Origin of the sequence: Arthrobacter sp. GAS37 (assembly GCF_044908325.1) — a bacterium.
Classification (GTDB): Bacteria; Actinomycetota; Actinomycetes; order Actinomycetales; family Micrococcaceae; genus Arthrobacter; species Arthrobacter ramosus.
Window position 1 is genome coordinate 1 of the sequence record NZ_JBIYDB010000006.1, and the last position, 22,224, is coordinate 22,224.

The 22,224-nt window shown below is 65.4% G+C and carries 18 protein-coding genes and 1 pseudogene; 12 read left to right on the plus strand and 7 right to left on the minus strand.

Annotated features, from left to right (window positions below):
* The 5 genes and pseudogenes from ABH924_RS07250 to ABH924_RS07270 form a co-directional block, all read left to right on the plus strand.
* On the plus strand, positions 1–781 hold a 781-nt coding region (locus tag ABH924_RS07250; protein ID WP_404497851.1), incomplete at its 5' end, for a DDE-type integrase/transposase/recombinase.
* A gap of 84 nt (positions 782–865) precedes the next feature.
* Positions 866–1,951 carry a tyrosine-type recombinase/integrase gene (locus ABH924_RS07255; RefSeq protein ID WP_404497852.1) on the plus strand — a complete coding sequence of 362 codons (1,086 nt, stop codon included), beginning with the start codon at positions 866–868 and terminating at the stop codon, positions 1,949–1,951.
* Positions 1,917–3,821, plus strand: coding sequence for a tyrosine-type recombinase/integrase (locus tag ABH924_RS07260; protein ID WP_404497853.1), 1,905 nt, complete (start codon positions 1,917–1,919; stop codon positions 3,819–3,821). The genes ABH924_RS07255 and ABH924_RS07260 overlap by 35 nt, the downstream gene beginning before the upstream one ends.
* Positions 3,818–4,117: a DUF6262 family protein gene (locus ABH924_RS07265; protein ID WP_404497854.1), complete on the plus strand. Its 300-nt coding sequence runs from the start codon at positions 3,818–3,820 to the stop codon at positions 4,115–4,117. Before ABH924_RS07260 ends, ABH924_RS07265 begins: the two co-directional genes overlap by 4 nt.
* A 62-nt stretch (positions 4,118–4,179) precedes the next feature.
* Positions 4,180–4,497: pseudogene (locus tag ABH924_RS07270) on the plus strand (integrase core domain-containing protein); the annotation flags it as partial.
* Between the two features lie 189 nt (positions 4,498–4,686).
* On the opposite strand, the gene ppc reads toward ABH924_RS07270, so the two are convergent.
* The gene (gene ppc, locus ABH924_RS07275; RefSeq protein ID WP_404497855.1) at positions 4,687–7,485 is read right to left on the minus strand and encodes a phosphoenolpyruvate carboxylase; all 2,799 of its coding nucleotides are present in this window, start codon (positions 7,483–7,485) and stop codon (positions 4,687–4,689) included.
* Between the two features lie 405 nt (positions 7,486–7,890).
* Here ppc and ABH924_RS07280 point away from each other — a divergent pair, with 405 nt between their 5' ends.
* The gene (locus tag ABH924_RS07280; RefSeq protein ID WP_404497856.1) at positions 7,891–8,727 is read left to right on the plus strand and encodes a DUF1684 domain-containing protein; all 837 of its coding nucleotides are present in this window, start codon (positions 7,891–7,893) and stop codon (positions 8,725–8,727) included.
* A 121-nt stretch (positions 8,728–8,848) separates the two neighbouring features.
* Positions 8,849–10,942, plus strand: coding sequence for a DUF6807 family protein (locus ABH924_RS07285; RefSeq protein ID WP_404497857.1), 2,094 nt, complete (start codon positions 8,849–8,851; stop codon positions 10,940–10,942).
* Positions 10,943–11,000: 58 nt separating this feature from the next.
* On the opposite strand, the gene ABH924_RS07290 is transcribed toward ABH924_RS07285, so the two are convergent.
* Genes ABH924_RS07290 through ABH924_RS07300 form a run of 3 tightly spaced genes read right to left on the minus strand, consistent with a single transcriptional unit; the run spans position 11,001 to position 14,238 of the window.
* Positions 11,001–11,840: a sugar phosphate isomerase/epimerase family protein gene (locus ABH924_RS07290; protein ID WP_404497969.1), complete on the minus strand. Its 840-nt coding sequence runs from the start codon at positions 11,838–11,840 to the stop codon at positions 11,001–11,003.
* A 14-nt stretch (positions 11,841–11,854) separates the two neighbouring features.
* Positions 11,855–13,069, minus strand: coding sequence for a dihydrodipicolinate synthase family protein (locus ABH924_RS07295; protein WP_404497858.1), 1,215 nt, complete (start codon positions 13,067–13,069; stop codon positions 11,855–11,857).
* Complete coding sequence (locus ABH924_RS07300; protein WP_404497859.1) at positions 13,069–14,238, minus strand: Gfo/Idh/MocA family protein; 1,170 nt, start codon at positions 14,236–14,238, stop codon at positions 13,069–13,071. The genes ABH924_RS07295 and ABH924_RS07300 overlap by 1 nt, the downstream gene beginning before the upstream one ends.
* Positions 14,239–14,407: 169 nt before the next feature.
* On the opposite strand from ABH924_RS07300, the gene ABH924_RS07305 reads away from it, so the two are divergent.
* The 3 genes from ABH924_RS07305 to ABH924_RS07315 all read left to right on the plus strand — a co-directional run bounded on the left by ABH924_RS07305 (position 14,408) and on the right by ABH924_RS07315 (position 17,522).
* A complete protein-coding gene (locus ABH924_RS07305; protein ID WP_404497860.1) occupies positions 14,408–15,508 on the plus strand; it encodes a LacI family DNA-binding transcriptional regulator in 1,101 nt (366 codons plus the stop codon).
* A gap of 220 nt (positions 15,509–15,728) precedes the next feature.
* The gene (locus ABH924_RS07310; RefSeq protein WP_404497861.1) at positions 15,729–17,123 is read left to right on the plus strand and encodes an MFS transporter; all 1,395 of its coding nucleotides are present in this window, start codon (positions 15,729–15,731) and stop codon (positions 17,121–17,123) included.
* 66 nt (positions 17,124–17,189) lie between these two features.
* Positions 17,190–17,522, plus strand: coding sequence for an L-rhamnose mutarotase (locus ABH924_RS07315; RefSeq protein WP_404497862.1), 333 nt, complete (start codon positions 17,190–17,192; stop codon positions 17,520–17,522).
* 132 nt (positions 17,523–17,654) lie between these two features.
* Here ABH924_RS07315 and ABH924_RS07320 read toward each other — a convergent pair whose 3' ends face one another.
* Positions 17,655–18,917, minus strand: a complete 1,263-nt coding sequence (locus tag ABH924_RS07320; RefSeq protein ID WP_404497863.1) for an acyl-CoA dehydrogenase family protein — start codon at positions 18,915–18,917, stop codon at positions 17,655–17,657.
* A complete protein-coding gene (locus tag ABH924_RS07325; protein WP_404497864.1) occupies positions 18,914–19,705 on the minus strand; it encodes an SDR family NAD(P)-dependent oxidoreductase in 792 nt (263 codons plus the stop codon). The genes ABH924_RS07320 and ABH924_RS07325 overlap by 4 nt, the downstream gene beginning before the upstream one ends.
* A 110-nt stretch (positions 19,706–19,815) precedes the next feature.
* On the opposite strand from ABH924_RS07325, the gene ABH924_RS07330 reads away from it, so the two are divergent.
* Complete coding sequence (locus ABH924_RS07330) at positions 19,816–21,027, plus strand: glycoside hydrolase family 76 protein (protein WP_404497865.1); 1,212 nt, start codon at positions 19,816–19,818, stop codon at positions 21,025–21,027.
* Entirely contained in the window at positions 21,024–21,533 is a 510-nt protein-coding gene (locus ABH924_RS07335) for a hypothetical protein (RefSeq protein ID WP_404497866.1), read from the plus strand. Before ABH924_RS07330 ends, ABH924_RS07335 begins: the two co-directional genes overlap by 4 nt.
* Positions 21,534–21,561: 28 nt before the next feature.
* Here ABH924_RS07335 and ABH924_RS07340 read toward each other — a convergent pair whose 3' ends face one another.
* The gene (locus tag ABH924_RS07340) at positions 21,562–22,164 is read right to left on the minus strand and encodes a YdeI family protein (RefSeq protein ID WP_404497867.1); all 603 of its coding nucleotides are present in this window, start codon (positions 22,162–22,164) and stop codon (positions 21,562–21,564) included.
* Between the last annotated feature and the right edge of the window lie 60 nt (positions 22,165–22,224).

The following is a 22,224-nucleotide window of genomic DNA, read 5'->3' on the forward strand; positions in this document are numbered from 1 at the left end:
CTATCGGGCTCTTGCACGACTTGAGCGTGCCAGAGCCCGATACAACCCCGACGAGCGCTCAGAACGGTTCGTAGCGGCCGAGAACAACCTGGTCCAGGAGCTGCGTGTGATCATCGGCTCCCAGCGGACAGCGCTCGAGCTGGCGGGCGTGTCGCGCGGGACCTGGCATTACCGGTCCAATCCCCGTCCGGCGGTGCAGGACCCGATCCACCAGGCCGACCGGGCCTACGAATGCCGGATCAGCACCGCGCATCACGACCGGATCCTGGGGCTCATCCTGGCCGGTTGGGAGAAGGGCAACTCCGTCGACCATGCCTTCGCCACCGCCTGGGACAACGGCGTGCTGCTCGCCTCCAACCGCACGTGGTGGCGGATCGCGGCAGGGCACGAGGATCAGCAGGCCCGCCCCATCATCCCGCGCAAGCGTGGGGTCAAGCGCGGCTCCTCTGAGATGCCGGTGGTCAAGGCCACCGGACCCTGCCAGGTCTGGTCCTGGGACATCACGGACATCTATTCAAAGTGGCAGGGGAAGGTTTTCAAGGTGTACTCCATCATGGACATCTTCTCCCGGGAGATCGTCGGCTGGCGGGCGGAGGAACGCGAGTCCGACCACCTCGCCGCGGAGATGTTCACGACAGCCATCGCCCGGCACGGCGCCCCGCTCATCGTGCATGCCGATTCAGGCCCGGCCATGAGATCAAACCTGCTCCGTGACACCCTCACCGTCCACGGCGTGGAACTCAGCCATAACCGCCCCTACGTCTCCCTCTTAACCGGCTAATGCCGTTGTCTCTGCAGGCCAACGACACGCCACGCCACGGGACCTGCCTTGTGATCTGGATCACTGCTGGTACACCTGTTCTTCATGAACAGCGATTGCGGTCTTTCGCTTGAGAAGCGTGACGGCGGCTGGGCGTTGGCCGGTCAGGACGCACCCCAGTTCAAGCTCGTGGATGAGTACCTTGGGTATCTGGCGGACAGGAACTACTCGCCGAAGACGGTGCGTTCCTACGGGTATGACCTGCTGGCGTTTTGCCGGTGGCTTCTGATTGCCGGGCATCCGCTGGCGGAGGTGAGCACGGAGGTGCTGCTTCGGTTCCTGCGTGCCTGCCGCGATGCCCGGGTTCCGGGCAGGGCGGGACCGAACGTGATCAGGCTGTCGGGGCGCCGGTTGGATCAGTACGCCGCGACGACGATCAACCGTCGGCTGGCCGCGATCTCAGGTTTGTTCGCCTTCGCCGCGATGCGGGACCCGGAGATGAAGAACCCGGTTCCCAAGGGCCGGGAAGCGCGTTGGGTCGCGTCCGGTGAGCGGAGCGGGATGCTGGCGCATACGGTCCGGCGGCCAAAGAACCGTTCCTCGCTTCGGCTGCGCGAACCACGTCGGCTGCCCAAGGCGTTGTCTCAGCCTGATGCGGCCGAGCTGCTGGCCAGTTTTCACACCTGGCGGGACCGGGCGATCGCGGGTTTGATGCTTTATTGCGGGTTGCGTTCGGCCGAGGTGCTGGCCCTGGACGTCACGGACGTCGATATCGGCGGCCGGTGGCTGCAGGTGCTCGGCAAGGGACAGCGGGAGCGACGGGTGCCCCTTGACGCGGACGTGGCTTCCGTCATCCAGGTGTATCTGCTGGCCGAGCGGCCCGAATCAGTCAGCGCACCCCTGTTTCTCGTGGCCAAGGGGCCGAACCGGGGCCAGCCGTTGACCGCGGCCGGGCTGCGCACGGTGTTCCGTTATCACCGCGGCGTGACCGGAATCGTTGGCGGTCACCCGCACGCCTTGCGGCACACGTTCGGGACAGCACTGGCCGAGGCGGGCGTCGATCTGGCGGTGATGCAGGCTTTGCTCGGCCATGCGCACGTCGATACCACTGCCCGCTACATCCATCTGGCTCCGGCCCACGTGAAAGCAGAGTTCGATGCCGCTCGCGATCGCATCCGTTCCCAGCAGTGACCCGCACACCGCGTATCTGGACTACCTGAGGCGGACCGGCCGGGGAAACACCGCGTACTCATCAGCGGCCACGACGTTCTTCCAGCGGTGGCCGGAACCGCAGCAATGGGCAGCCGAGCCGCTGCAGGTGCGCTTGTCCGCCGGGTCAGCTACCCGGCCGATCATCACCTTCCTGATGCTGCACCAAGGCCTGCGGCCAGGCTATGACTACCTGCTGGAACGCAAGCTCTCCACCATCTGGCGCGAGATCCAAGACTCCCCGCTGGCAACGGACCTGGACCGGTTCATGACCGCAGCCGCCGACCTGGGATTCACCGAACGGGTCCGGTTCGCCACCGGCTCCCAGGTGCCGGTCAGGCTCCTCATCCAAACCGGACGACGCCTGGAACAGCTCACCCTGACCGATCTGGCCGAGTTCACCGAGGCCTGCCGGGACAGGCAGGGGCGCACCGGCAAGGGCCACAGCCACTACCTGGCGGCGGCAAGCAACGCCCAACGGGTACTGTTCCACCTCGGAGTCCTTGATGAACTTCCCCGCGCCGGCGGCCCGGTCCCGTTCGCCGAACGGCTGGCCCAGGTGCGTCCGCCGATCCGGACAGCGATGATCGCCTATCTGGACCGCAAGCGCGCGACCTGCCGGCCGAAGACCGTGTCAACGATCGCGACCCGGCTCAAGCACTTCGGTGAGTTCCTGGCCGGTATCGACCCGGATCTGGACTCCGTCGCTGCCCTCAACCGACGCAAGCACATCGAGCCTTACCTGAGCAGCATGGTCGATGCCGTCAACACCAAGAACGGTGAGGTGATCACCGTCGCTGACCGGTCCCGGCGGGTGCTCGCGCTGATGGGGTTCCTGACCGACATCACCGAGTGGGACTGGCCCGAAGCGCCGCCGCGCAGGCTGTTGTTCCGTGACGACATTCCCAAGCTCCCGCAAACACTGCCGCGTTATTTGCCCGTCGATATCGACCGGCGCCTCACCCAGGTCCTGACCGAGTCCCCGGGAAATGAGCTGGCCGCTGCCGCCCTGCGGCTCCAACGCGCCTGCGGGTTGCGGATCGGGGAACTGCTCGATCTTGAACTGGACTGCGTCCACGAAGTCCCCGGCCACGGCAGCTGGCTGAAGGTCCCCCTCGGTAAGCTGGACACCGAGCGGATGATCCCTCTCGATGGAGAGATCCTGGAGTTGATCGACCACATAACCAGCACCAGATCGCACGGCCGGCCGCTGCCACACCCTCGTTACCGACGCCCGGCCCAGTTCCTGTTCACCCACCACGGACGCCGGCTCGGGCAACAAGCGGTCCGCGCCGAACTCGACCGCGCCGCCGGGCTCGCCGGGCTCGAACACATCACCCCGCACCAGCTACGGCATACCTACGCCACCGCCCTGGTCAACGCCGGTGTCTCGCTGCAGGCCCTGATGGCGCTGCTGGGCCACATGTCCGCAGAGATGAGCCTGCGCTACGGACGGCTGTTCGACGCCACCGTGCGCACCGAGTACGAACGGGCCCTTGATCTGGCCAAACAACAGGCACTCACACCTCACAGCGGCAGGACCAGCCTGCCGCTCAGAGACATCACCGGCGGAAAAGACTGGAAGGACACCCCTTTGCTGAAGTCCCGCATGGCCGGAGGGTTCTGCCTGCGGGCCCCCGCCCAGGGGGCATGCGCTTACGCAAATATTTGTGAGCACTGCCCCAGCTTCCACGCCGAGCCCAGCTCACTGCCGATCCTCGCCGCGCAACGCGTTGACGCGGACGCACTCGCCCGCGACGCCGAACAACGAGGCTGGATCGCCGAGGCCGACCGTCACAAACAGCTCATCACACGACTCGACAGGCTGAACAGCGAGGCCACCACAGGATGACCAACACGAGCACCCTCAACACCGTCGAGCGCGCCTGCGCCGATCTCCTTCGGAACGGACAGGCAGTCACCTTCACCGCCGTTGCCGCCCACACCGGCCTGGGCCGGACCACCCTCTATCGGGACCCAATGATCCGGGCCATCATCGAGGAAAACCGTCACCGCGCCGCCGCCAGCGGCACCCTCACCGGCCTCACCGACGAGATCGCCACCCTCCGCGCCGCACTCGATACCCTCGCCACGAGCGTGCGGCGCCACGAAGAACAACTCCGGAAACTGACCACCCGAAAAAGCTGAATCCTTAACCGGCCAATCCCCGGCATACAGGGCTATTAGCCGGATAATCCAACGACAATCCCTTCTCGGAGTCAGGCTTTTGCACGATGAAATACCGGCCCCGCTACCCCCGGATCTTTGACGATCTCGATACCGCCAGGGAATACCTCACCGGCTATGTGCACTGGTACAGCACCGATCACAAACACTCCGGTATCGCACTGTTCTCACCATCACAAGTCCACGACGGCTCGTGGAAAGAGCTCTGGGACAAACGCGACAAAGTCCACCAGGACTACTACGAACGACACCCAGGAAGGTTCCGCCAACGACCCACCACACCGGCCCCCGCCACATACGTCGGGATCAACCTCCCCCAGACCAAACACCCCAAAAAATAGCCCAGTGACTCCACACAGCTTGACAATTCTCGGGCGTTCCGAAAAACGCCCACATAAGTGAGCGAGCGTCTCAAGGACCCAACCCTCGCTCACAAACAAGCCCTTCCGGCCGCACCCTCGCTCACATGATGTGAGCGGGCGTTTCCAAAAAACCCGACATAAGTGAGCGAGCGTCGGAAGGGGGTGAGGCTATCCCGTGTTGCGGAGGCCGGCGGCCACGCCGTTGACGGTGATGAGCATGGCCCGCTGGAGGCGTTCGTCGATCTCGGCGCCGGAAATGGAAGCTTCGCGGACGCGGCGCAACAACTCCACCTGCAGGTAACTGATGGGATCGAGGTATTGGTCGCGGATTTCGAGGGAACGCTTGAGCGTCGGCTGCGCTTCCAGGAGCTCGGTTTCCCCGCTCAGGAGTTCCACTTCGGCAACCGTGAGATCGTACTCAGTGCGGATGGCCTTGAACAGGTGGTGCAGCTCTTCCGGAACCAGCGAAGACACGTAGTGCCCGGCGATGTCCATGTCCGTCTTGGCGAGGGTCATCTCGACGTTGGAAATCACGGACTGGAAGAAGTGCCAGCGTTCCATCATCTCCGCAAGCTCGGCGGTGTTGCCTGCCTCGCGGGCAGCCTTCAAACCTGAGCCCACGCCGAACCAGCCTGGAACGATCTGCCGCGACTGGGTCCATCCGAACACCCACGGGATGGCACGAAGACCGCCCAGTCCGGCGCCGGAATCGGGGCGCTTGGAGGGTCGTGAGCCGATGTTCAGGGATCCGAGCTGCTCCACCGGAGTCGAGGCCAGGAAGTACGCGGGCAGGTCAGGATCGTCGATCAGGGTGCGGTATTGGGCGAACGCGGCGTCGGAAATGATCTCCATGACCTGGCCGTAACGTTCGCGCTCGTCGTCTGAAGTGCGCGGGGCGCGGTGCAGCGCGGAACCCTGCATCACGGCGGCCAGCGAGAGCTCCAGGTTTTCGCGGGCGAGCTCCGGCAGGGAGTACTTGTCCGAGATGACTTCGCCTTGTTCCGTGAACTTAATCGCGCCTTCGAGCACGCCGTTCGGCTGGGCCATGATGGCGTCGTAGGTCGGTCCGCCGCCACGGCCCACAGAACCGCCGCGGCCATGGAACAACCGGACGTTCACGCCGTGCTTGGCGGCGACGTCGCGCAACTTCCGCTGAGTCTTGTGGATCTCCCACTGGCTGGTCATGACGCCGGATTCCTTGTTCGAATCCGAGTATCCCAGCATGATCTCCTGGACATCCCCACGCAGCCGAACCAGCGAGCGATAGGACGGATCGGAGAGCAGTAGGTCCACGATTTCGGCCGAGGCACGCAGCTCCTCCACGGTCTCCAGGAGCGGGGCGAAGCCGATCTTGGCATACGGAGCCGCGCCGAACAGGTCGATCAGTCCGGCTTCGCGGGCCAGCACCGCGGCGGCCAGGACGTCGTCCGCGCCGCGCGTCATGGAGATGATGTAGGTTTCGACGACGTCGGGCCCGTACGTCTGGAGGGCGTGCCGGATGCTGCGGAAGACGTCGTAGGTGCGGTCGCCGTCGCCGTCGAGCTTGATGGGGTGGCCGGACAGCGGACGGCGCGAAGCCAGCTCCGCGCTCAGCCGCTCGAAGCGCTCGGCGCGGCTCAACTCGCCGTAGGGAGTTCCGACGCCGATCCGATCCATCAGCTGCCCGACAGCGTCGTGGTGGTAGTCGGCATGCTCGCGGATGTCGAGGGTCGCCAAGTGCAGCCCGAAGGAGGCGATCGCACGGCGGACGCGGGCCAGCGCGCCGTCGGCCACGAGCACGGCAGAGTGCTTGCGCAGCGAAGTTTCCACCAGCTCGAGCTCTGCCAGGAGTTCCGAGGTGCAGGCGTAGTCACGGCCGGGTTCGTGGTGGCTGGATGCAGACACGCGGCGGCCCGTGTTGATGAGCTTGGCTTTGATGCAGGTCAGTTTGAGGCGGTAGGGCTCCTGCGCGTTCAGCTCCAGGATGCGCTTGTCGAGGCCAGGCAGGTTCTTGAGGTCGACGGCGATCGAGTCCAGGAGGTCCTCTTCCGCGTCCACCAGGGCCGTCGAGTTGGAGAGGATGGAGATCAGTTCGTCGATCATCGAGATACTGATCCGCACGGCGTGCTGGTTCTGCAGTTGCAGGATCTCGCGCGTGACGGAAGCGGTGACGTTCGGGTTGCCGTCGCGGTCTCCGCCGATCCAGGAACCGAAGCGGATGGGGGCGTTGTGCGCCGGCAGCACCACGCCGTGCTCGCCCAGCAGCTCGGAAAGGTCCGTGAGCATTTCCGGCATGGCATCGGTCAGGATGCTGCTCAGGTAGTAGATGGCGTTGCGGGCCTCATCTACCGGTGTGGGGCGGACTTGGCGCAGTTCGTCGGTCTGCCACATTTGGTCGATGATCTCGGCGAGCTGGCGGTCCTGTCGACGACGGGCGGCCGTGCCCTCAACAGTGGATTCTGCCAGCACGTCCGAGAGCTTTCGGATCTTGTCCAGTACCGAACGGCGGGAGGCTTCGGTGGGGTGCGCGGTGAAAATAGGACGAACGTCCAGCTCATTGACGACGTCCTGCAGGGCCTGGGTTCCGGCTTCATCGGCGATCTCGGCCACGGCTTTGGCCAACCAGCCGTCCTTTTCCTGGCGGGTGCGCAGTCCGCGGACTCGGTGCACTTGCTCGGCGGCGTTGGCGAGGTGGAAATAGAAGGCGAAGGCGCGGACCAGCTCGGTGGCTTCCTCAAGGGGCAATGAGGCGAGCAACTCCCGGACCTGGGCGACGACGTCGTGCGCGCTCCACGGACCTGTGGCGTCGGCGCCGCCGCGGGCGGCTTCTTTGGATTCCTTGGTGAGCAGGCGCACCTGCTCGACGAGCCGAAGCAACTCGGGCCCGTGCTGGCGGACCAACGACTCTCCGAGAAGCGTGGAGACGCGGCGGACATCGGCCCGCAGTTCCGCGGCAAGGTCGGTGCTGAGATGTGCAGTGTCAACCATGAAAAATACCTTCTGGCGTTGGGTGTGGCCCGTACACTGCGCTGGATACTGTGAGCCGGATTACTAATATTCCTACGGAATCTTACCCGCAGCTCTTGCGGGGGTGGCAATCCGTCTCAAATGTTGTCATGCTCACTCTGCACGTCCGCCCTGCCTGCCCCAACTGACTCGCAGTAGATGTCGTTTTCAGCGCTCAAAACGGCATCTAATGCGTGGGCCCACGCCGCCAGGGTTCCCTGGCCGTGGGGCCCCACCGGCGAGGGTCCCTGACTGAGCTTGCGAAGGCTGGGAGCCGGTGGGGACTTGCGAGGCGAGGGTGGCGGTGGGGACTACTTGGGTTCAGGGAATGGTGGTGACGGGTGCATGGTTAAGCCAACGAACACCGCCCAAGCCGCTGGAGGAACCATGAGCGCAACAGCCCCCGCAAGCAACGCCCAGCTGGAACGCTGGCAGCGTTTCCGCAACGGCCGCAACGCCGCCCTCGCAGCGGACCACGGCTGGCTGACCCTCACCTCCTTCCAGTGGCTCGAATCCGCACCCGCCGCCGTCGAGCTCGTCCCGGGGCTCTGGTCAACGGACGGCACGACGGCGACACTCACCGCGAGCGCGGCGGACGGACTCACGGTCGTGGAGACGGGAGCTCCGGTGGACGGCACGATTTCGGCTACCCTCCAGGACGAGGAATCGCTCATGTGGGTGCAGTTCGGCGGCGCGGATGGCACGGAGGTGGTGGTCGAACTGGCCATGCGCGCGGACAAGTACGCCATCCGCACCAGGGACGACTCCTCGCCGGTGTTGACGGAGTTCGACGCCGTTCCCACCTATGAATACAACCCGGACTGGGTGCTTGAAGGCCATTTCGAGGCCTACCCGGAGCCTGTGGATGTTCCGATCGGGACAGCCAACCCCTTGGTGGACGGGGTCCATCGATCCGTAGGCGAGGTCGTATTCCGGGCGCCCGGCCTTCCCCACGAGATCCGCCTGCACGCCGAGGCTGAGAAGCTCGGAGCCCTCACCGTCACCTTCCATGACGAAACGAACGGCAACACCACGGACGAATGGCGCAAGCTGGCCGTCTCGCGCCCCCGGCACGATGGCTCAGTCGTGCTGGACTTCAACCGCGCCATCAACTACCCCAGTGCCTTCACTCCGTACGGAACGTGCCCTATGCCCGTGGCGGGAAATTCGATCGACGTGGCGGTAGAAGCTGGGGAAAAGCTGCCGGCAGGCCGGATCGTCTGAAACCAAAGGGCGTTACATCTCCCATAAGGCACGGTACACTCTTCTTGGAAAGCGCTTACCAAGAGCTTTGGAACGACACCGACGTCAGCACCCCGATCCCCGGGGATAGATGAGGAGAGCTATGGGCACCCTGTCCACGCCCGTCCCGGCAGAACGCAAACAGCCCAGCCATGAGGCGAGCAGAGTGGCCCTCGTGGGGGTCCACGGCTTCGGCGCGCACCACCTGCAGAACCTCGAAAGGCTCCAGGCCAACGGCGTCGTGCGCCTTGTTGCCGTAGCCGACCCGAATCCGCCTACCCCCGGGGCGCTCCCGCCCGGAACTGCTGTCTTCAGCAACTTGGACGAACTCCTGGCGGGAACCCCCGCGCTGGACCTGGTCATTGTGGCCACACCTATCCAAACGCACGCACAGCTCGCCCTCACAACGCTTCCCCATGCCGATCTGTACCTCGAGAAGCCTCCGGTCGCTTCGCTCGCCGACTTCAATCGTTTGCAGGAAGCCGCCGCTGCGGCCGGCAGGAGCGTCCAGGTCGGCTTCCAGAGCCTCGGATCCCGCGGCCTCCAGGCCATTGAAGAACTGCTTGCGGGGGGAGAAATCGGCACGCTTCTGGGCATCTCGGCCACCGGGCGTTGGGTGCGTGACCGCGCCTATTACAAGCGCTCCCGCTGGGCGGGCAAACGCAGCCTGGACGGCATCGACGTTGTTGACGGGGTGGCGACCAACCCGTTGGCACACGCCATCGCCACCGCGCTGAGGATCGCCGGGGCGCGGACAGTGGACGATCTTGCCTCCGTGGAAACAGACCTGTACCGCGCCAATGACATCGAATCCGACGACACCTCCGTGATCCGGATCGGCACAGCCACGGGCCTGCCCATCACGTGCGCACTCACGCTCTGCGCCTCCGAATCGTTGGAACCGTACATCACCCTGCAGGGCAGCGAAGGCATGGCGGTGTTCCACTACACCGAAGACCGCCTCACTGTCAGCTCTGCCGCCGGGAAGCGCGAAACCGTGTACAGCCGGGTGGACCTCACCGAGGACCTGCTGGAGCATCGTCGCCTGGAGCGCTCGACGCCGGGTCCCGCAACCGGCGCGCCGCTCATCAGCCCGCTCGCGGACAGCGGCGCCTTCATGCAGGTCCTGGAGGCCATCCGCACCGCAGAATCTCCCGCACTGATCCCGGAGCAGTACGTCACCTGGGAGGGCGAGGGTGATGCAGCCCGCGCGGTGATCGACGGAATCGAAGACGCTCTGGAACGCGCGACGGCGGCGCACGCCACCTTCAGCGAACTTGGCTTGCCTTGGGCGCGGCCAGCCGTCGACGCCGGAAGGCCGCTCTTGAGCCTGCCCGACGGCGGTGAGCCCGGCGCCCCTGCGATAAAAACCGGCCAGGCCTCTGTCGTCTTGGCAACCCTGCAGAGCGGTGCCGGCCTGGCCGCCCGGCTCTCCCCGCGGCCCTATCTGCACCCGGTCCGAACACTCGCCGGAGTCAAGGTCACCGACCATCTGCCCGCCGACCACCCCTGGCATCTTGGCGCGGGATTCGCCTTGCAGGATGTGAACGGCAGCAATTTCTGGGGCGGCAAGACGTACACCCGCGCTGCCGGCCGTTACGAAGAACGGCAAGACCACGGCCGCATCATCGAACGCTCCACAATGTACGCGGCAGGCCTGCTGGAGCAGGAATTGAGCTGGCAGGCACCGGACGGCGCCGAACTTCTCCGCGAACGCCGCACCACCCGGTCCAGGCTGCTTGACCACCGCACGTGGCAACTGGAGCTACGAACAGAACTGACCGCCGTCGTCGACTCCTCGCTCGGCAGCCCCGGCTCCAACGGCGCCCTCGGAAGCGGCTACGGCGGCTTCTTCTGGCGCTTGCCTGCGTGCGCCGCGGCAGAAGTCTTCACAGCGGAGAGGGCCGGTGAACCCCAAGTCCACGGCTCGGTGGCGCCGTGGCTGGCCTGGGCCGCGGACTTCCCTGAAGGCCCCGCCACTCTGGTGTTCGCCGCCCCGGCTGAGGTGCAGGATCCTTGGTTCGTCCGGATGGCGGATTACCCGGCAGTGGGTTCGGCCGTGGCCTGGGACCGGCCAGTGGAGCTCGGCGCAGGTGAATCCTTGGTCCGCACGTTCATCGTGTGGATCGTCGACGCCAAGTTGTCTCCGGCCAAGGTCGCCGAGCTGACGGCAGGTAGGGCTTCCGCTGCAGGATAGGCACGCGGAAAGGCGGGGCACGCAATGTGCCCCGCCTTTCCCAAATCGCGCCGCGCCGTTAGGCGTACGGCAGCACGAGCTCCGCGTAGCGCTGTTTCATGGCTGCCAGGACCGCGTCGCCGTCGGCGTCCCAGATGTCCTGGTTGAAGATTTCCACTTCGATGTCGCCAGCGTAGCCGGCGTCGCGCACCCAGCTGCCGATCGTCGCGAAGTCGATCACGCCGTCTCCCATCATGCCGCGCGAGAGCAGCGCGTCGGCGGCGATGGGGAGGTTGAAGTCGCACACTTGGTAGGACGCGATCCGGTTCTCCCGGCCGGCCCGCTGGATCTGCTGCTTCAGTTCGGGGTCCCACCAGACGTGGAAGGTGTCGACGGCGACGCCGACCGCCTTCGCGTCGTAGGGCGCAGCGAGGTCGAGTGCCTGGCCCAGGGTCGAGATGAGGGCTCGGTCCGCCGCGTACATCGGGTGCAGGGGTTCAAGCACCAGCCGGACCCCGTGCTCGACGGCGAAGGGCACCAGGTCCTCTAGGCGATCGGCCACGTGCTGGCGGGCTGCGACGACGTCTTTCTCGCCCGGCGCGAGCCCGCCGACCACCAGGAACAGCTCCTGCGTATCCAGCGCCACGGCTTCCAGGATGGCCGCCCGGTTGTCCGCCAGCGCGGCCGCCTGCCCTTCGGCGTCGGCCGCTGTGAGGAAACCGCCCCGGCAGAGGGACGAGACGCGAAGTCCGGCGTCCTTGATCAGCTTGGCGGCCTTGTCCAAGCCGGTGTCGGCGACGATGTCCCGCCACGGTCCGATCGCCGGAATTCCGGCCCGGACGCAACCGTCCACGGCTTCGGCGAGCGTCCATTTCTTGGTGGTGGCGCTGTTCAGTGACAATCTTGAAAAGTCCGACAGTCGCGAAAAGTCGCTCATGCGCCCACTCCGTTGATGCGAAGGTAATCGGACATCCGGAAGGCGGCCAGCGCTGGATCGCGCAGGAGCCCGGCCTGGTCGGCGAGTTCGAAGGTGCGCGCCAGGTGGACCACCGAGCGGCCGGAATGCAGTCCGCCGACCATCTGGAATCCGGGCTGCTTGCCGTTGAGCCAGGACATGAACGCGATCCCGGTCTTGTAGTAAAACGTGGGGGCGCTGAAGATGTGCTTGCCCAGTTCGCGGGTGGAGTCCAGGATGGCGCGCGCGTCCGCAGCGTCGCCGGCGTCGTACTTCTGCAGCGCCACCGAAGCGGCAGGGTAGATCGCGGCGAAGATGCCCAGCAGCGCGTCCGAGTGGTGGGCGCCGTCGCCGTCGATCAGTTCCGGGTAGTTGAAATCGTCGCCGGTGTAGAGGCGGACGCCCGCCGGAAGGGCTGAGCGCAGGGCAACTTCATGCGAAGCGTCCAGCAGCGAGACCTTCACGCCGTCCACCTTGTCCGCGTGATCGCGGATCAGGCCAAGGAAGGTTTCAGTTGCTTCGGCGACGTCGTTAGAGCCCCAATAGCCGGCCAGCGCGGGGTCGAACATGGTCCCGAGCCAGTGCAGGATGACCGGCTGGTCCACTTCGCTGAGGAGCGTGGAGTAAACGTGCAGGTAGTCCCCGGGGCTTGCAGCCACTTTGGCCAGCGCCCGGGACGCCATGATGATGACTTTCGGTCCGGCTTCGCTCACGACGGCGATCTGCTCGCGGTACGCGTCCAACACCGCTTTGATACCGGAGGGACCCTCGGGAACAGAGTCCGGGTCCAGCTGGTCCGTTCCGGCGCCGCAGGAGACGAGATCCCGGACGCTCTTGCCAGCAGTGGCGGCGTTGCCGGACGCCACCACGGAGGCCGCTTCGACGCCGGTTCGCTTGATGAGCTGCTGCGTCGCGGCCCAGTCCAGGCCCATGCCGCGCTGGGCGGTGTCCATGGCATCAGCAACGCCCAGGCCGTAGGACCACAGCTCGTGCCGGTACGCCATCGTGGCGTCCCAGTCCAAGTGCGCCGGGGCGCCCGGGGTATTGTCGGCTGTCGCTTCCGGAATCACGTGCGCAGCGGCATAGGCGCGCCGGGACGTCAGCGGCGCCGTCGGCCTGGCCCACGACGTGGCCGGCTGCAACCTGTAGAGGCGGGTCCCGCCGTCGTGGTTTGGGAGGAGAAGGGAAGTCATCAGAGCTCGATCTCCGGGATGTCGATGGTGCGGCGCTCGTCGTTGGACCGCAGGCCGAGCTCGGCGAGCTGCACGCCGCGGGCAGCAGAAAGCAGGCCGAAGCGGTGCTCGCGGCCGGCAACGACGTCGCGCAGGAATTCTTCCCACTGCAGCTTGAAGCCGTTGTCCAGATCGGCGTTGGCGGGGACTTCCTGCCACTGGCTGCGGAAGGACTCCGTGACGGGCAAGTCCGGATTCCAGACGGGCTTGGGGGTGTGGGCGCGCTGCTGCGCGACGCACTTGTTCAAGCCCGCGACGGCGGAGCCGTGCGTGCCGTCGATCTGGAACTCCACGAGTTCGTCGCGGTAGACGCGGACGGCCCAGGAAGAGTTGATCTGGCCGACGACGTCGTCTCCGCCAGGGGTCTCGAGCTCGAAGATGCCGTAGGACGCGTCGTCGGCCGTGGCCTTGTATTCCTTGCCCTGTTCATCCCAGCGGGTCGGGATGTGGGTGGCGGTCTTGGCGCTGACGCTCTTGACCTTGCCGATGATGCCTTCCAGGACGTAGTTCCAGTGGCAGAACATGTCCGTTGTCATTCCGCCGCCGTCTTCCTTGCGGTAGTTCCAGGACGGGCGCTGCGCTGCCTGGATGTCGCCTTCGAAGACCCAGTAGCCGAACTCGCCGCGGATGGAGAGGATGCGGCCGAAGAAACCCTCATCCACGAGGCGGCGCAGCTTGACCAGGCCCGGCAGGTAAAGCTTGTCATGCACCACGCCGGCCGTGACGCCGGATTCCTTGCCGATCCGGGCCAGTTCGATGGCTTCTTCCAGCGTCTCGGCCGTCGGCTTCTCGGTGAAAATGTGTTTCCCGGCGCGCATTGCCTTTTTCAGGGTCGCCGCGCGGAGGCTGGTCATCGACGCATCGAAAACGACGTCGACCGTGGGGTCGTTGATGACTGCGTCGAGGTCGGTGGACCACTCGGAGACTTTGTGGAGTTCGGCGAGTTCGCGGATTTTCGCTTCGTTGCGGCCCACCAGGATCGGTTCAACCTGGACGCGGGTGCCGTCCGCCAAGGTAAAGCCCCCGGCGTCCCGGATGGGGAGGATGGAACGCAGCAGGTGCTGGCGGTAGCCCATCCGGCCGGTGATGCCGTTCATGGCGATGCGGATCGTCTTTGTTTCGTAGCCCATGAGTCCTCTTCAATGGAAAGTGAATGAAGTGGGAAAGCGCATTCCCACTGCATTCATGATGACACGCGGCTCCGGGTCTGGCAATCGCTTTCCCGAGGCTGGTCAGGACTGCAATAATCGGATGTTGCTGAAAGTGCCCGAGACCGAGGCTTTTGAAGAGGAGTTGTCCGTGACTGCAAGCACGCTGTCCGAAGTGGCCAAACTGGCCGGCGTCTCCCCCGCCACGGCCTCCCGGGTGCTCAATGGCTCCGCCAGGACGCCCGCACCGGAGATCGCCGAGCGCGTCCGGCAGGCGGCCGACGCCCTCGGCTACATCGCGAATGCCCAGGCCCAGGGCCTCGCAAAAGCGCGCTCCGGGCTGATCGGGCTGATTGTGCACGACATCGCCGATCCCTACTTCTCGGCCATAGCCCGCGGCGTCCAGGCTGCCGCACGGGAACAACACAAGATGGTTCTCCTGGCCACCACCGAGGGCACACCCACTGACGAACGGGCCGCCGTCGCCGCCTTCGCCGCGCGCAGGGCGGACTCCATCGTGATAGCGGGATCGCGATCGACCCAGCCTGGCGACAAGGGCAGTAATGCCGAATTGGCCGCTGAACTCGACCGGTACTGCCGCAATGGCGGCAAGGTCGGCGTCGTGGGCCACGGCATCATCGGAGCCTCCCAAACGGACGGCTACCACGTCGTTTCCGTTCCGAACGAAGAACTGGCTGCGGAGCTCGCCGCCAAACTCGCCGCCGGCAACCACGGCGGCTTCGTCATCATCGGCGGCCCGGAAGGACGGCTGACATCAGATGACCGCATCCGCGGATTCCAGCGAGGTCTGGCTGACGCCGGACGGCCGAAGGCCGAGGTGATCCGCAGCCGATTCGACCGCGAGGGCGGCTATGAAGCCGGACTCCAGCTCGCTGCCCGGATCAAAGCCGGACAAACAGCGGGGGCTGAGCGATCGACCGGCAGCGCCGGGGCCCGGCTCTGCATTTTTGCCGCGAACGACGTGATGGCCATCGGCGCAGTGGCCGCGCTTCGCTCCCAGGGCTTGAGGATCCCCCGCGACGCACTGATTGCAGGATTCGATGACATTGAAACCTTGCGCGACTTCCGCCCGGCCCTCACCACCGTGAGCCTGCCGCTTGAAGAGATCGGCAAGCTCGCCACCCTCGGAAGCTCCAACGAGCGTGAGGCGGGCGAAGAGCTCAGCACCCATTCCGCCGTCACGGGCGCGGTTGTGCTGCGACGCAGCACCGAAACGTCACCCTCGGCGTAAGGACAATTCCCGAGGGCTGAGTGTGACCGGCACAACAATTTCCCCTTGACAGCGGGGCCGCGCGGGTGTCTCATGGAAAGCGCTTACCAGTGGGAAAGCGCATACCAAGCGGAGATTCAGACCGATTCTTGCGATGGCGCCGCCCTCCTGCTGGAAACCAGACCCAAAGACGGGAAGCCCCTTCCAGTGGCCCAAAACGACTTGTCCAAAGGAGGACAATATGAAGATCGACGCGAGCAGGCAGCGAAGTTCAACCGGACCGCGACCGTCCAGCACCACGAGGAAAGCGGCAGCCAGCGGCTGGATCGGCAGCGCCCTTGAGTACTACGACTGGTTCATCTACGCGCAGGCCGCTGCGCTCGTCTTCCCGGGCGTCTTCTTCCCTGCGGGAAACCCGACCGTTGCGCTGATCGCTTCGCTCGGCACATACGCCGTGGGCTATGTGGCTCGCCCGATTGGTGCCTTCGTCCTCGGACAATGGGGCGACAAGCACGGCCGGAAGAACGTCCTGGTCCTCGCCATGTTGATGATGGGCGCGTCGACCTTCGCCGTCGCATTGTTGCCGACTTATGGCCAGGTCGGGCTTCTGGCACCCGTCCTCCTGGTTGCCGTCCGGCTCATCCAGGGCTTCGCGGTGGCCGGCGAGCTGAGCGGCGCCAGCGCCATGATCGTGGAGCACGCGCCGTTCGGTCGTCGGGGCTTCTACGCAAGCTTCGCGCTCCAAGGCACCCAGGCCGGACAGATCATTGCCGCGGCTGTCTTCCTCCCGCTCTCCGCCGTACTCTCCAATGAAGCGTTCAAATCCTGGGGCTGGCGCATTCCGTTCCTCCTCAGCGCCCTCGTGGTGTTCGCCGGGTACATGATCCGCCGCCGGGTCGAAGAAACACCCATCTTTACTGAGGAAAAGGCGCACCAGGAGATCCCGAAGATGCCGATCGTCCGCGTTCTGCGGGAAAGCGGCCTGGACGTGGTCCGGGCAATCTGCATGACCTTGGTCAACGTCGTCGGCGTCACCGTCGCGGTCTTCGGTGCGGCGTACGCCACCCAGCCGGGTTACGGCGTCGGGATGAGTACTACTGTCTACCTCTGGATCCCGGTCCTGGCCAACGTCGTCGCACTCGCCCTTATCCCCTTGTTCGGAGATCTGTCGGATCGGTTCGGCCGCCGGCCGTTGATGATCTTCGGCTCGTTGAGCTCCGGCGTGCTGGCCTACGCCTACCTGTACGCGGTGAGCCAGAACAACGTACTGCTCACGATCGTCCTCTCGATCATCATGTGGGGCACGCTGTACCAGGTCTGGAATGCAACCTTCGCCAGCTTCTTCCAGGAGCTCTTCCCCGCCCGCACCCGCGTCACGGGATTCGCCATCTCGCAGAACATCGGCCTCGTCATCACCGCGTTCCTTCCGAGCATCTTCGCGGCAATCGCCCCGCCGGGATCGGCGAATGTCCCGCTCATCATCGGGTCCATCTGTTTCGGAATCTGTGTCATCGGCGCCGTGGCTGCCTGGTCGGCCCGTGAAACCTACCGTATCCCGCTCAACCAACTGGGGACGGCGAACGCGACGCCCGTTGCCAGCGAGGAGTACCGCCAGCTTCGGAGCGGCGCCCGGTAACCCAAGCGATTACGAGGGCGAATCGCAGCCTTTGAATGAAACGATTCACAGAAGAGGAGAATCCATATGCGCATCTGCTTTCGTTCCTCGGTCAAACCCAGCCAGATTCCCGAATATCGACGCCGGCACGCGGCCGTGTGGCCGGAGATGCTCCGTGAACTCAAGGCGGCCGGCTGGAACAACTATTCGTTGTTCCTCGCCGACGACGGGCTGCTGGTGGGATACGTGGAATGCGACGATTTCGACGCGGCACGTGCCCGCATGGCCTTGACTGATGTGAATGCCCGCTGGCAGACGGAAATGGCACTGCTGTTCGAAGACGACCAACGGACGCCGGACCAAGGCTTCGTCCAACTCACGGAAATCTTCAATCTCGAGGACCAATTGTCCGGAGGTTGAGGCGTCGGCCTCAAACCGGGGCTTGTTTCCCATCGCCGCGCTTCAAGCTCCTGCCTGGGAAACAAGCCCCGGTTTTGCGACCCCGGCGCCGGAATCGAGCCCCACCGCGAGCCCGCCCCGCCAAAAAAGCCCTCAAACGATCGCGGAAACCCCTGTCACGGCCCGGCCCACGATGAGCGAGTTGATCTCGAACGATCCTTCGTAGGTGTAGATCGCCTCGGCATCGGCAAAGATCTTGGCCATCCGGTAATCGGTCACGATGCCGTTCCCGCCCAGGATGGACCGGCCCATCGCCACGGTTTCGCGCATCCGGGCGCTGCAGTACGCCTTGGCCAGGGCCACCTGTGCCATTTGGGCTCCGCCGTGCCGCACTCCCTTGCTGTCCGTGTAGATGTCCTCCTGCAGCTGGGCGATCCGCACCATCATGCCCATGCTGGCCACGGCATTTCCGAGCATGTCCACCAATTGCTGCTGGATGAGCTGGAACTTCGCCAGCGGTCGGCCGAACTGCCGGCGTTCAAGCGCGTACTTCCGGGCGACGTCGAACGCAGCCAACTGCTGGCCCACGGCCTGCCAGGCCACCATGAGCCTGGATCCGCGCAGCAGGTGGTTCGTGTCGGCGAAGCTGTTGATACCGGCGAAACGATCCGCCTCGGCAATCCGGACGTCTTTGAGGATAATGTCGGCGTTTTGCACGGTGCGCAGGGCGATCTTGTTCTCGATCTTGGTGCGCGTCACCCCGGGCAGCGTGGCGTCCACGATGAAGCCTCGGACGGCGCCGTCAGCTTCGTCCCGAGCCCAGACCAGCATGTGATCGCAGAACGTCCCGTTGCCGATCCAGCGCTTGGCGCCGTTCAGCACCCAGTAGTCGCCGCCGTCGTCGGCTCCCCCGGCGACTCGGCGGGCCACCGTCTGCAGGCCGCCGGCCACGTCGGAACCGTGATCCGGTTCCGTGAGCGCAAACGCTCCGGTGGTCCGGAGGTTTGAGGCGTCGTCGAGGTACCGGTCCTGCTGGTCCTTGGAGCCGAACTCGTAGAGCGCCTCGATGAAGAGGTCGTGGTGGACCATGAAGAACGTGGCAATAGAGGTGTCCACGCGGGTCATTTCCGCGATCACGAGCCCGGCGAACAGGTTGCTGTAGCCTCGGTGCGTGGGGGTGCTTAGGCGAAGGGCCGCGAGCTTGGGCAGGATGTGCGCCGGGAACTCGGCCTTGTCCCACCAATCCTTGGCATACGGCGCGATTTCGGTGGCGAGGAATTCCCGGAGCTCATTGAGTTTGCGCTGTTCCTGGACGCTGAGCAGCGATTCGAAATCGAAAAAGTCCGCCCCAGGCAAGGAGGGCAAAGAACCAGCCGAGTGTTCCACGGCGGCCGCCAGCTTGTGCGCCTGGCTCATTTCGGTGCCATCCGGATGGCGCCGTCGAGGCGGATGGTTTCGCCGTTGAGCATGGCGTTTTCCACGATGTGCGCCACGAGGTTGGCGTACTCGGCGGGACGGCCAAGACGTGCGGGGTGCGGTACCTGCTGGCCCAGGGAGAGCTGGGCGTCCTGTGGCAGGCCGGCCAACATGGGGGTTTCGAAGATGCCGGGCGCGATGGCCATGACCCGTACCAGCGAGCGCGCAAATTCACGGGCCAGGGGCAACGTCATCGCGGCCACGGCTCCCTTGGACGCGGCATACGCAGGCTGCCCGATCTGTCCATCGAAAGCCGCCACGGAGGCTGTGTTGATGATGACGCCGCGTTCCTCGCCACCGAGCTCGGTGGACGCAGGCTCGTTTTGGACCATTGCGGCGGCGGCCAGGCGGATCACGTTGAAGGTGCCCACGAGGTTGATCTGGATGACCCTGTTGAAGTTCTCGAGCGGCAGCACGCCGTCCTTGCCGAGCACCTTGCCCGGGGTTGCTACGCCGGCGCAGTTGACTAGGATCCGGAGCGCACCCCGCGCGACGGCAGCGTCGACGGCGGCTTGCACTTGCTCCTCATTGGTGACGTCGGCGGGGACGAACAAGGCCCTGCCCTCGGCCCCCGAGGCATTGAGTTCGGCAGCGAGAGCCTCTCCGGGAGAGGAATGGAGGTCAAGCAGCACTACCGATGCTCCGGCGTCGAGCAATCGCCTTGCGGTTGCGGCCCCCAGTCCCGAAGCCCCGCCGGTTATCAACGCAACTGCGCCCTTGATGTCCATCCATCCTCCTTGATGCAGAACCAAAATCCGTTAATGAATGTTAACTGAATCACTTTGATTGTGCACTGCGGAGGGGCCTGCGGCCAAGCGCGCGGCGTTAGGCTGTCACCATGTCCGCCCCCGACGCCCCGCAGGGCACCACCGGAACACCGGATTGGGCCGCGCGAGCCGACCACGGCGCACGTTCGGTCACCCGGCATTTCGGGCGGCGCCTCCTTTCCCTTCCCGGAACGCACCTTGCGGCGTCGGTCCGGCCGTCCACGCGTTTTCCGGGTCAGCCGTGGAACTACTGGTGGCAGGCGCACTACGTCGACTGCCTCGTGGACGCCGGGTTGCGCGAAATGGCCTCGGGATCAAGGTTCGACGGCGGTGATCGCCCTAGCGCTGGCCGGCTCGCTTCACGCCTGGTCACCACTGTCCGCTTGCGCAATTTCCTTCGCTACGTCAACAGCTACTTCGACGACATGGCATGGCTCGCCCTCGCCGTGCTGCGCTTGGACGCTCTGGCCGAAAAGGCGCACCAGCCCGGCCGTCGACGCAACGCCCGCTTGCAGAAAAGTCTCTCTCCGCAGTTCGAGTCGGCCTCCACAGACGACATGGGCGGCGGCACCTTCTGGAGCACCAAACGCGACTTCAAGAACACCCCGGCGACGGCGCCGGTGGCGCTGCACTTCGCCCGGACCGGCAAGCCGGAGCGGGCCCAAGGGCTCCTGGACTGGCTCGACGCGACGCTCTTCGAACCCACCCGCGGCCTGTACCTCGACGGGGCTTGGATCAAGAAAGGCAAGCTCGTCCTCGCGGAAGAGGTCTACACCTACAACCAGGGCCCGGTGCTCGGCGCCTTGTTGGAGCTGGGTGGGGATGCGAACCTGGCACGCGCGGCCGCCTTGGTGGGCTCGGTGGCCGAACATCTGACCGTCCCCGGTCCGCCTGGCACTCAGGGGAAACTCGTTCTTCGCGGTGAAGGCGCCGGCGACGGCGGACTCTTCACCGGAATCCTCGTGCGCTACCTGGCCCTCGCCGCCGGGGACGTGCGGTTGCCCGCGCCCACCCGCGCTACCGCCGGGCGACTCGTGCTCGACACCGCGGAGGCGCTGTGGGCGGGGCGGACTACCCGCGCCGACGCTGCCAACGGGAATTCCGGAAAGTACGACGACGACGGCTGGCTCATCTTCTCGGCGGAACCACAGCGTCCGGCCGCCGAGACGTATCCGGCGGGCACCGCCGTCGAGCTTTCCACCCAACTGCAGGCGTGGATGGTGCTGGAAGCCGCCGCGCGCGTCCAGTTATTGTCAGTGCCGGGGCCTAGTCTGGAGCTGTGAACCCGTCCCCGAGTCCGTTGCCTGTCACCGTGGTCGCTCCGTCGGCGGAATGGTGGCAGATCCTTGGAGCGCTCAGTCCGCTCGCTGTCCTTGTCGCGGCGATCGTTGCCGCAATCGTGGGCCTCCTGTCCCTGCGGCAGAAGGCGCGGGCGGATAACAGGTCCGAGTGGTGGCGCCGTGCTCAATGGGCGCTGGATGCGTCCCTGTCCCGCAGCCGCTCCGAGGCCGAAATGGGCCAGAAGGCCATCGAGATTCTGGGCCAAAGCGAACTCGCCTCGCGGGAGGAACTCGCGCTCCTCAAAGTCGGCACGGAGGATGAGCTCCTGGCGGCCGCCAAGGCATCCGAAACCCGAGCCCTCGCCCCCTCGCAGCGTCCCGCCTCGGTGAGCGCTGAAGACCGCAAAGTCCAGGTCGCCGCCGCCAAGGCGAGGGTCTTGCTGGACCGGCGACTCGGGGAAGACACCCCAGGCTGGATCGCCGCCCTGTCCCGGGAGAAGCCCGAGTAGCCCGGGAAGCCCGAGTAAGTCCCCGCCGCTACTCTGCCACCGCGGGCTTTTTCTTCTGCGGATACAGAGTCTCCTGTCGCGCCAACATCTCGACAAAACCAGCGATCTTCCTGGCCCGAGTTTCCGCCTTCTTCACCGAGTTGGTGCGGTAGATCAGGGAATAGCGGTTGACCGCGGTCAGCACATCGAACATCGCCTGGGCTTCGGGAACTGCGGCGATGGCGGCAGCGAGGTCCTCCGGGACTTCCGCGTCCGCTTGGCCCACGTAGGCCGCTTCCCAACGCCCGTCCGCCTTTGCGCTGTCGACGGCGGCCCATCCGGCCGGGGTCATCTTGCCTTCAGCTTCCAAACGGGCAATGTGCCCGACGTTCCGTTTGGACCATGGGCTTTTGGGGCCGCGACGGGTCATGCGCTGGAAGACGCTTTCGTCGTCGCGCCTTCTGCCTTGGCCGTCGATCCAACCGAAACAAAGGGCCTCATCCAAGGCAGCGGCGTAATCGAGTTCCGTCACGTTGCCGCCCTTCTTGTGCAGCACGAGCCACACGCCGGGGCTATCGCCGCCGTTCTCTTCGAGCCAGGACCGCCATTCGGCAGCGTCTTTGACGATCAATTCTTCAAGTTCAACAGCCATGGCCCCATTCTGGTGCCAGCTAGGCTGTGGCGAAAGCCCACTGACTTCTGCGGAGGATCC

Excerpts from the sequence above, each read along its gene's own strand:
- ABH924_RS07295 (WP_404497858.1), bottom strand. The coding sequence starts at position 13,069 with ATGACTTCCCTTCTCCTCCCAAACCACGACGGCGGGACCCGCCTCTAC.
- ABH924_RS07260 (WP_404497853.1), top strand. The coding sequence starts at position 1,917 with ATGCCGCTCGCGATCGCATCCGTTCCCAGCAGTGACCCGCACACCGCG.
- ABH924_RS07255 (WP_404497852.1), top strand. The coding sequence starts at position 866 with ATGAACAGCGATTGCGGTCTTTCGCTTGAGAAGCGTGACGGCGGCTGG.
- ABH924_RS07310 (WP_404497861.1), top strand. The coding sequence starts at position 15,729 with ATGAAGATCGACGCGAGCAGGCAGCGAAGTTCAACCGGACCGCGACCG.
- ppc (WP_404497855.1), bottom strand. The coding sequence starts at position 7,485 with ATGGTTGACACTGCACATCTCAGCACCGACCTTGCCGCGGAACTGCGG.
- ABH924_RS07280 (WP_404497856.1), top strand. The coding sequence starts at position 7,891 with ATGAGCGCAACAGCCCCCGCAAGCAACGCCCAGCTGGAACGCTGGCAG.
- ABH924_RS07340 (WP_404497867.1), bottom strand. The coding sequence starts at position 22,164 with ATGGCTGTTGAACTTGAAGAATTGATCGTCAAAGACGCTGCCGAATGG.
- ABH924_RS07315 (WP_404497862.1), top strand. The coding sequence starts at position 17,190 with ATGCGCATCTGCTTTCGTTCCTCGGTCAAACCCAGCCAGATTCCCGAA.
- ABH924_RS07265 (WP_404497854.1), top strand. The coding sequence starts at position 3,818 with ATGACCAACACGAGCACCCTCAACACCGTCGAGCGCGCCTGCGCCGAT.
- ABH924_RS07320 (WP_404497863.1), bottom strand. The coding sequence starts at position 18,917 with ATGAGCCAGGCGCACAAGCTGGCGGCCGCCGTGGAACACTCGGCTGGT.
- ABH924_RS07300 (WP_404497859.1), bottom strand. The coding sequence starts at position 14,238 with ATGGGCTACGAAACAAAGACGATCCGCATCGCCATGAACGGCATCACC.
- ABH924_RS07285 (WP_404497857.1), top strand. The coding sequence starts at position 8,849 with ATGGGCACCCTGTCCACGCCCGTCCCGGCAGAACGCAAACAGCCCAGC.
- ABH924_RS07330 (WP_404497865.1), top strand. The coding sequence starts at position 19,816 with ATGTCCGCCCCCGACGCCCCGCAGGGCACCACCGGAACACCGGATTGG.
- ABH924_RS07325 (WP_404497864.1), bottom strand. The coding sequence starts at position 19,705 with ATGGACATCAAGGGCGCAGTTGCGTTGATAACCGGCGGGGCTTCGGGA.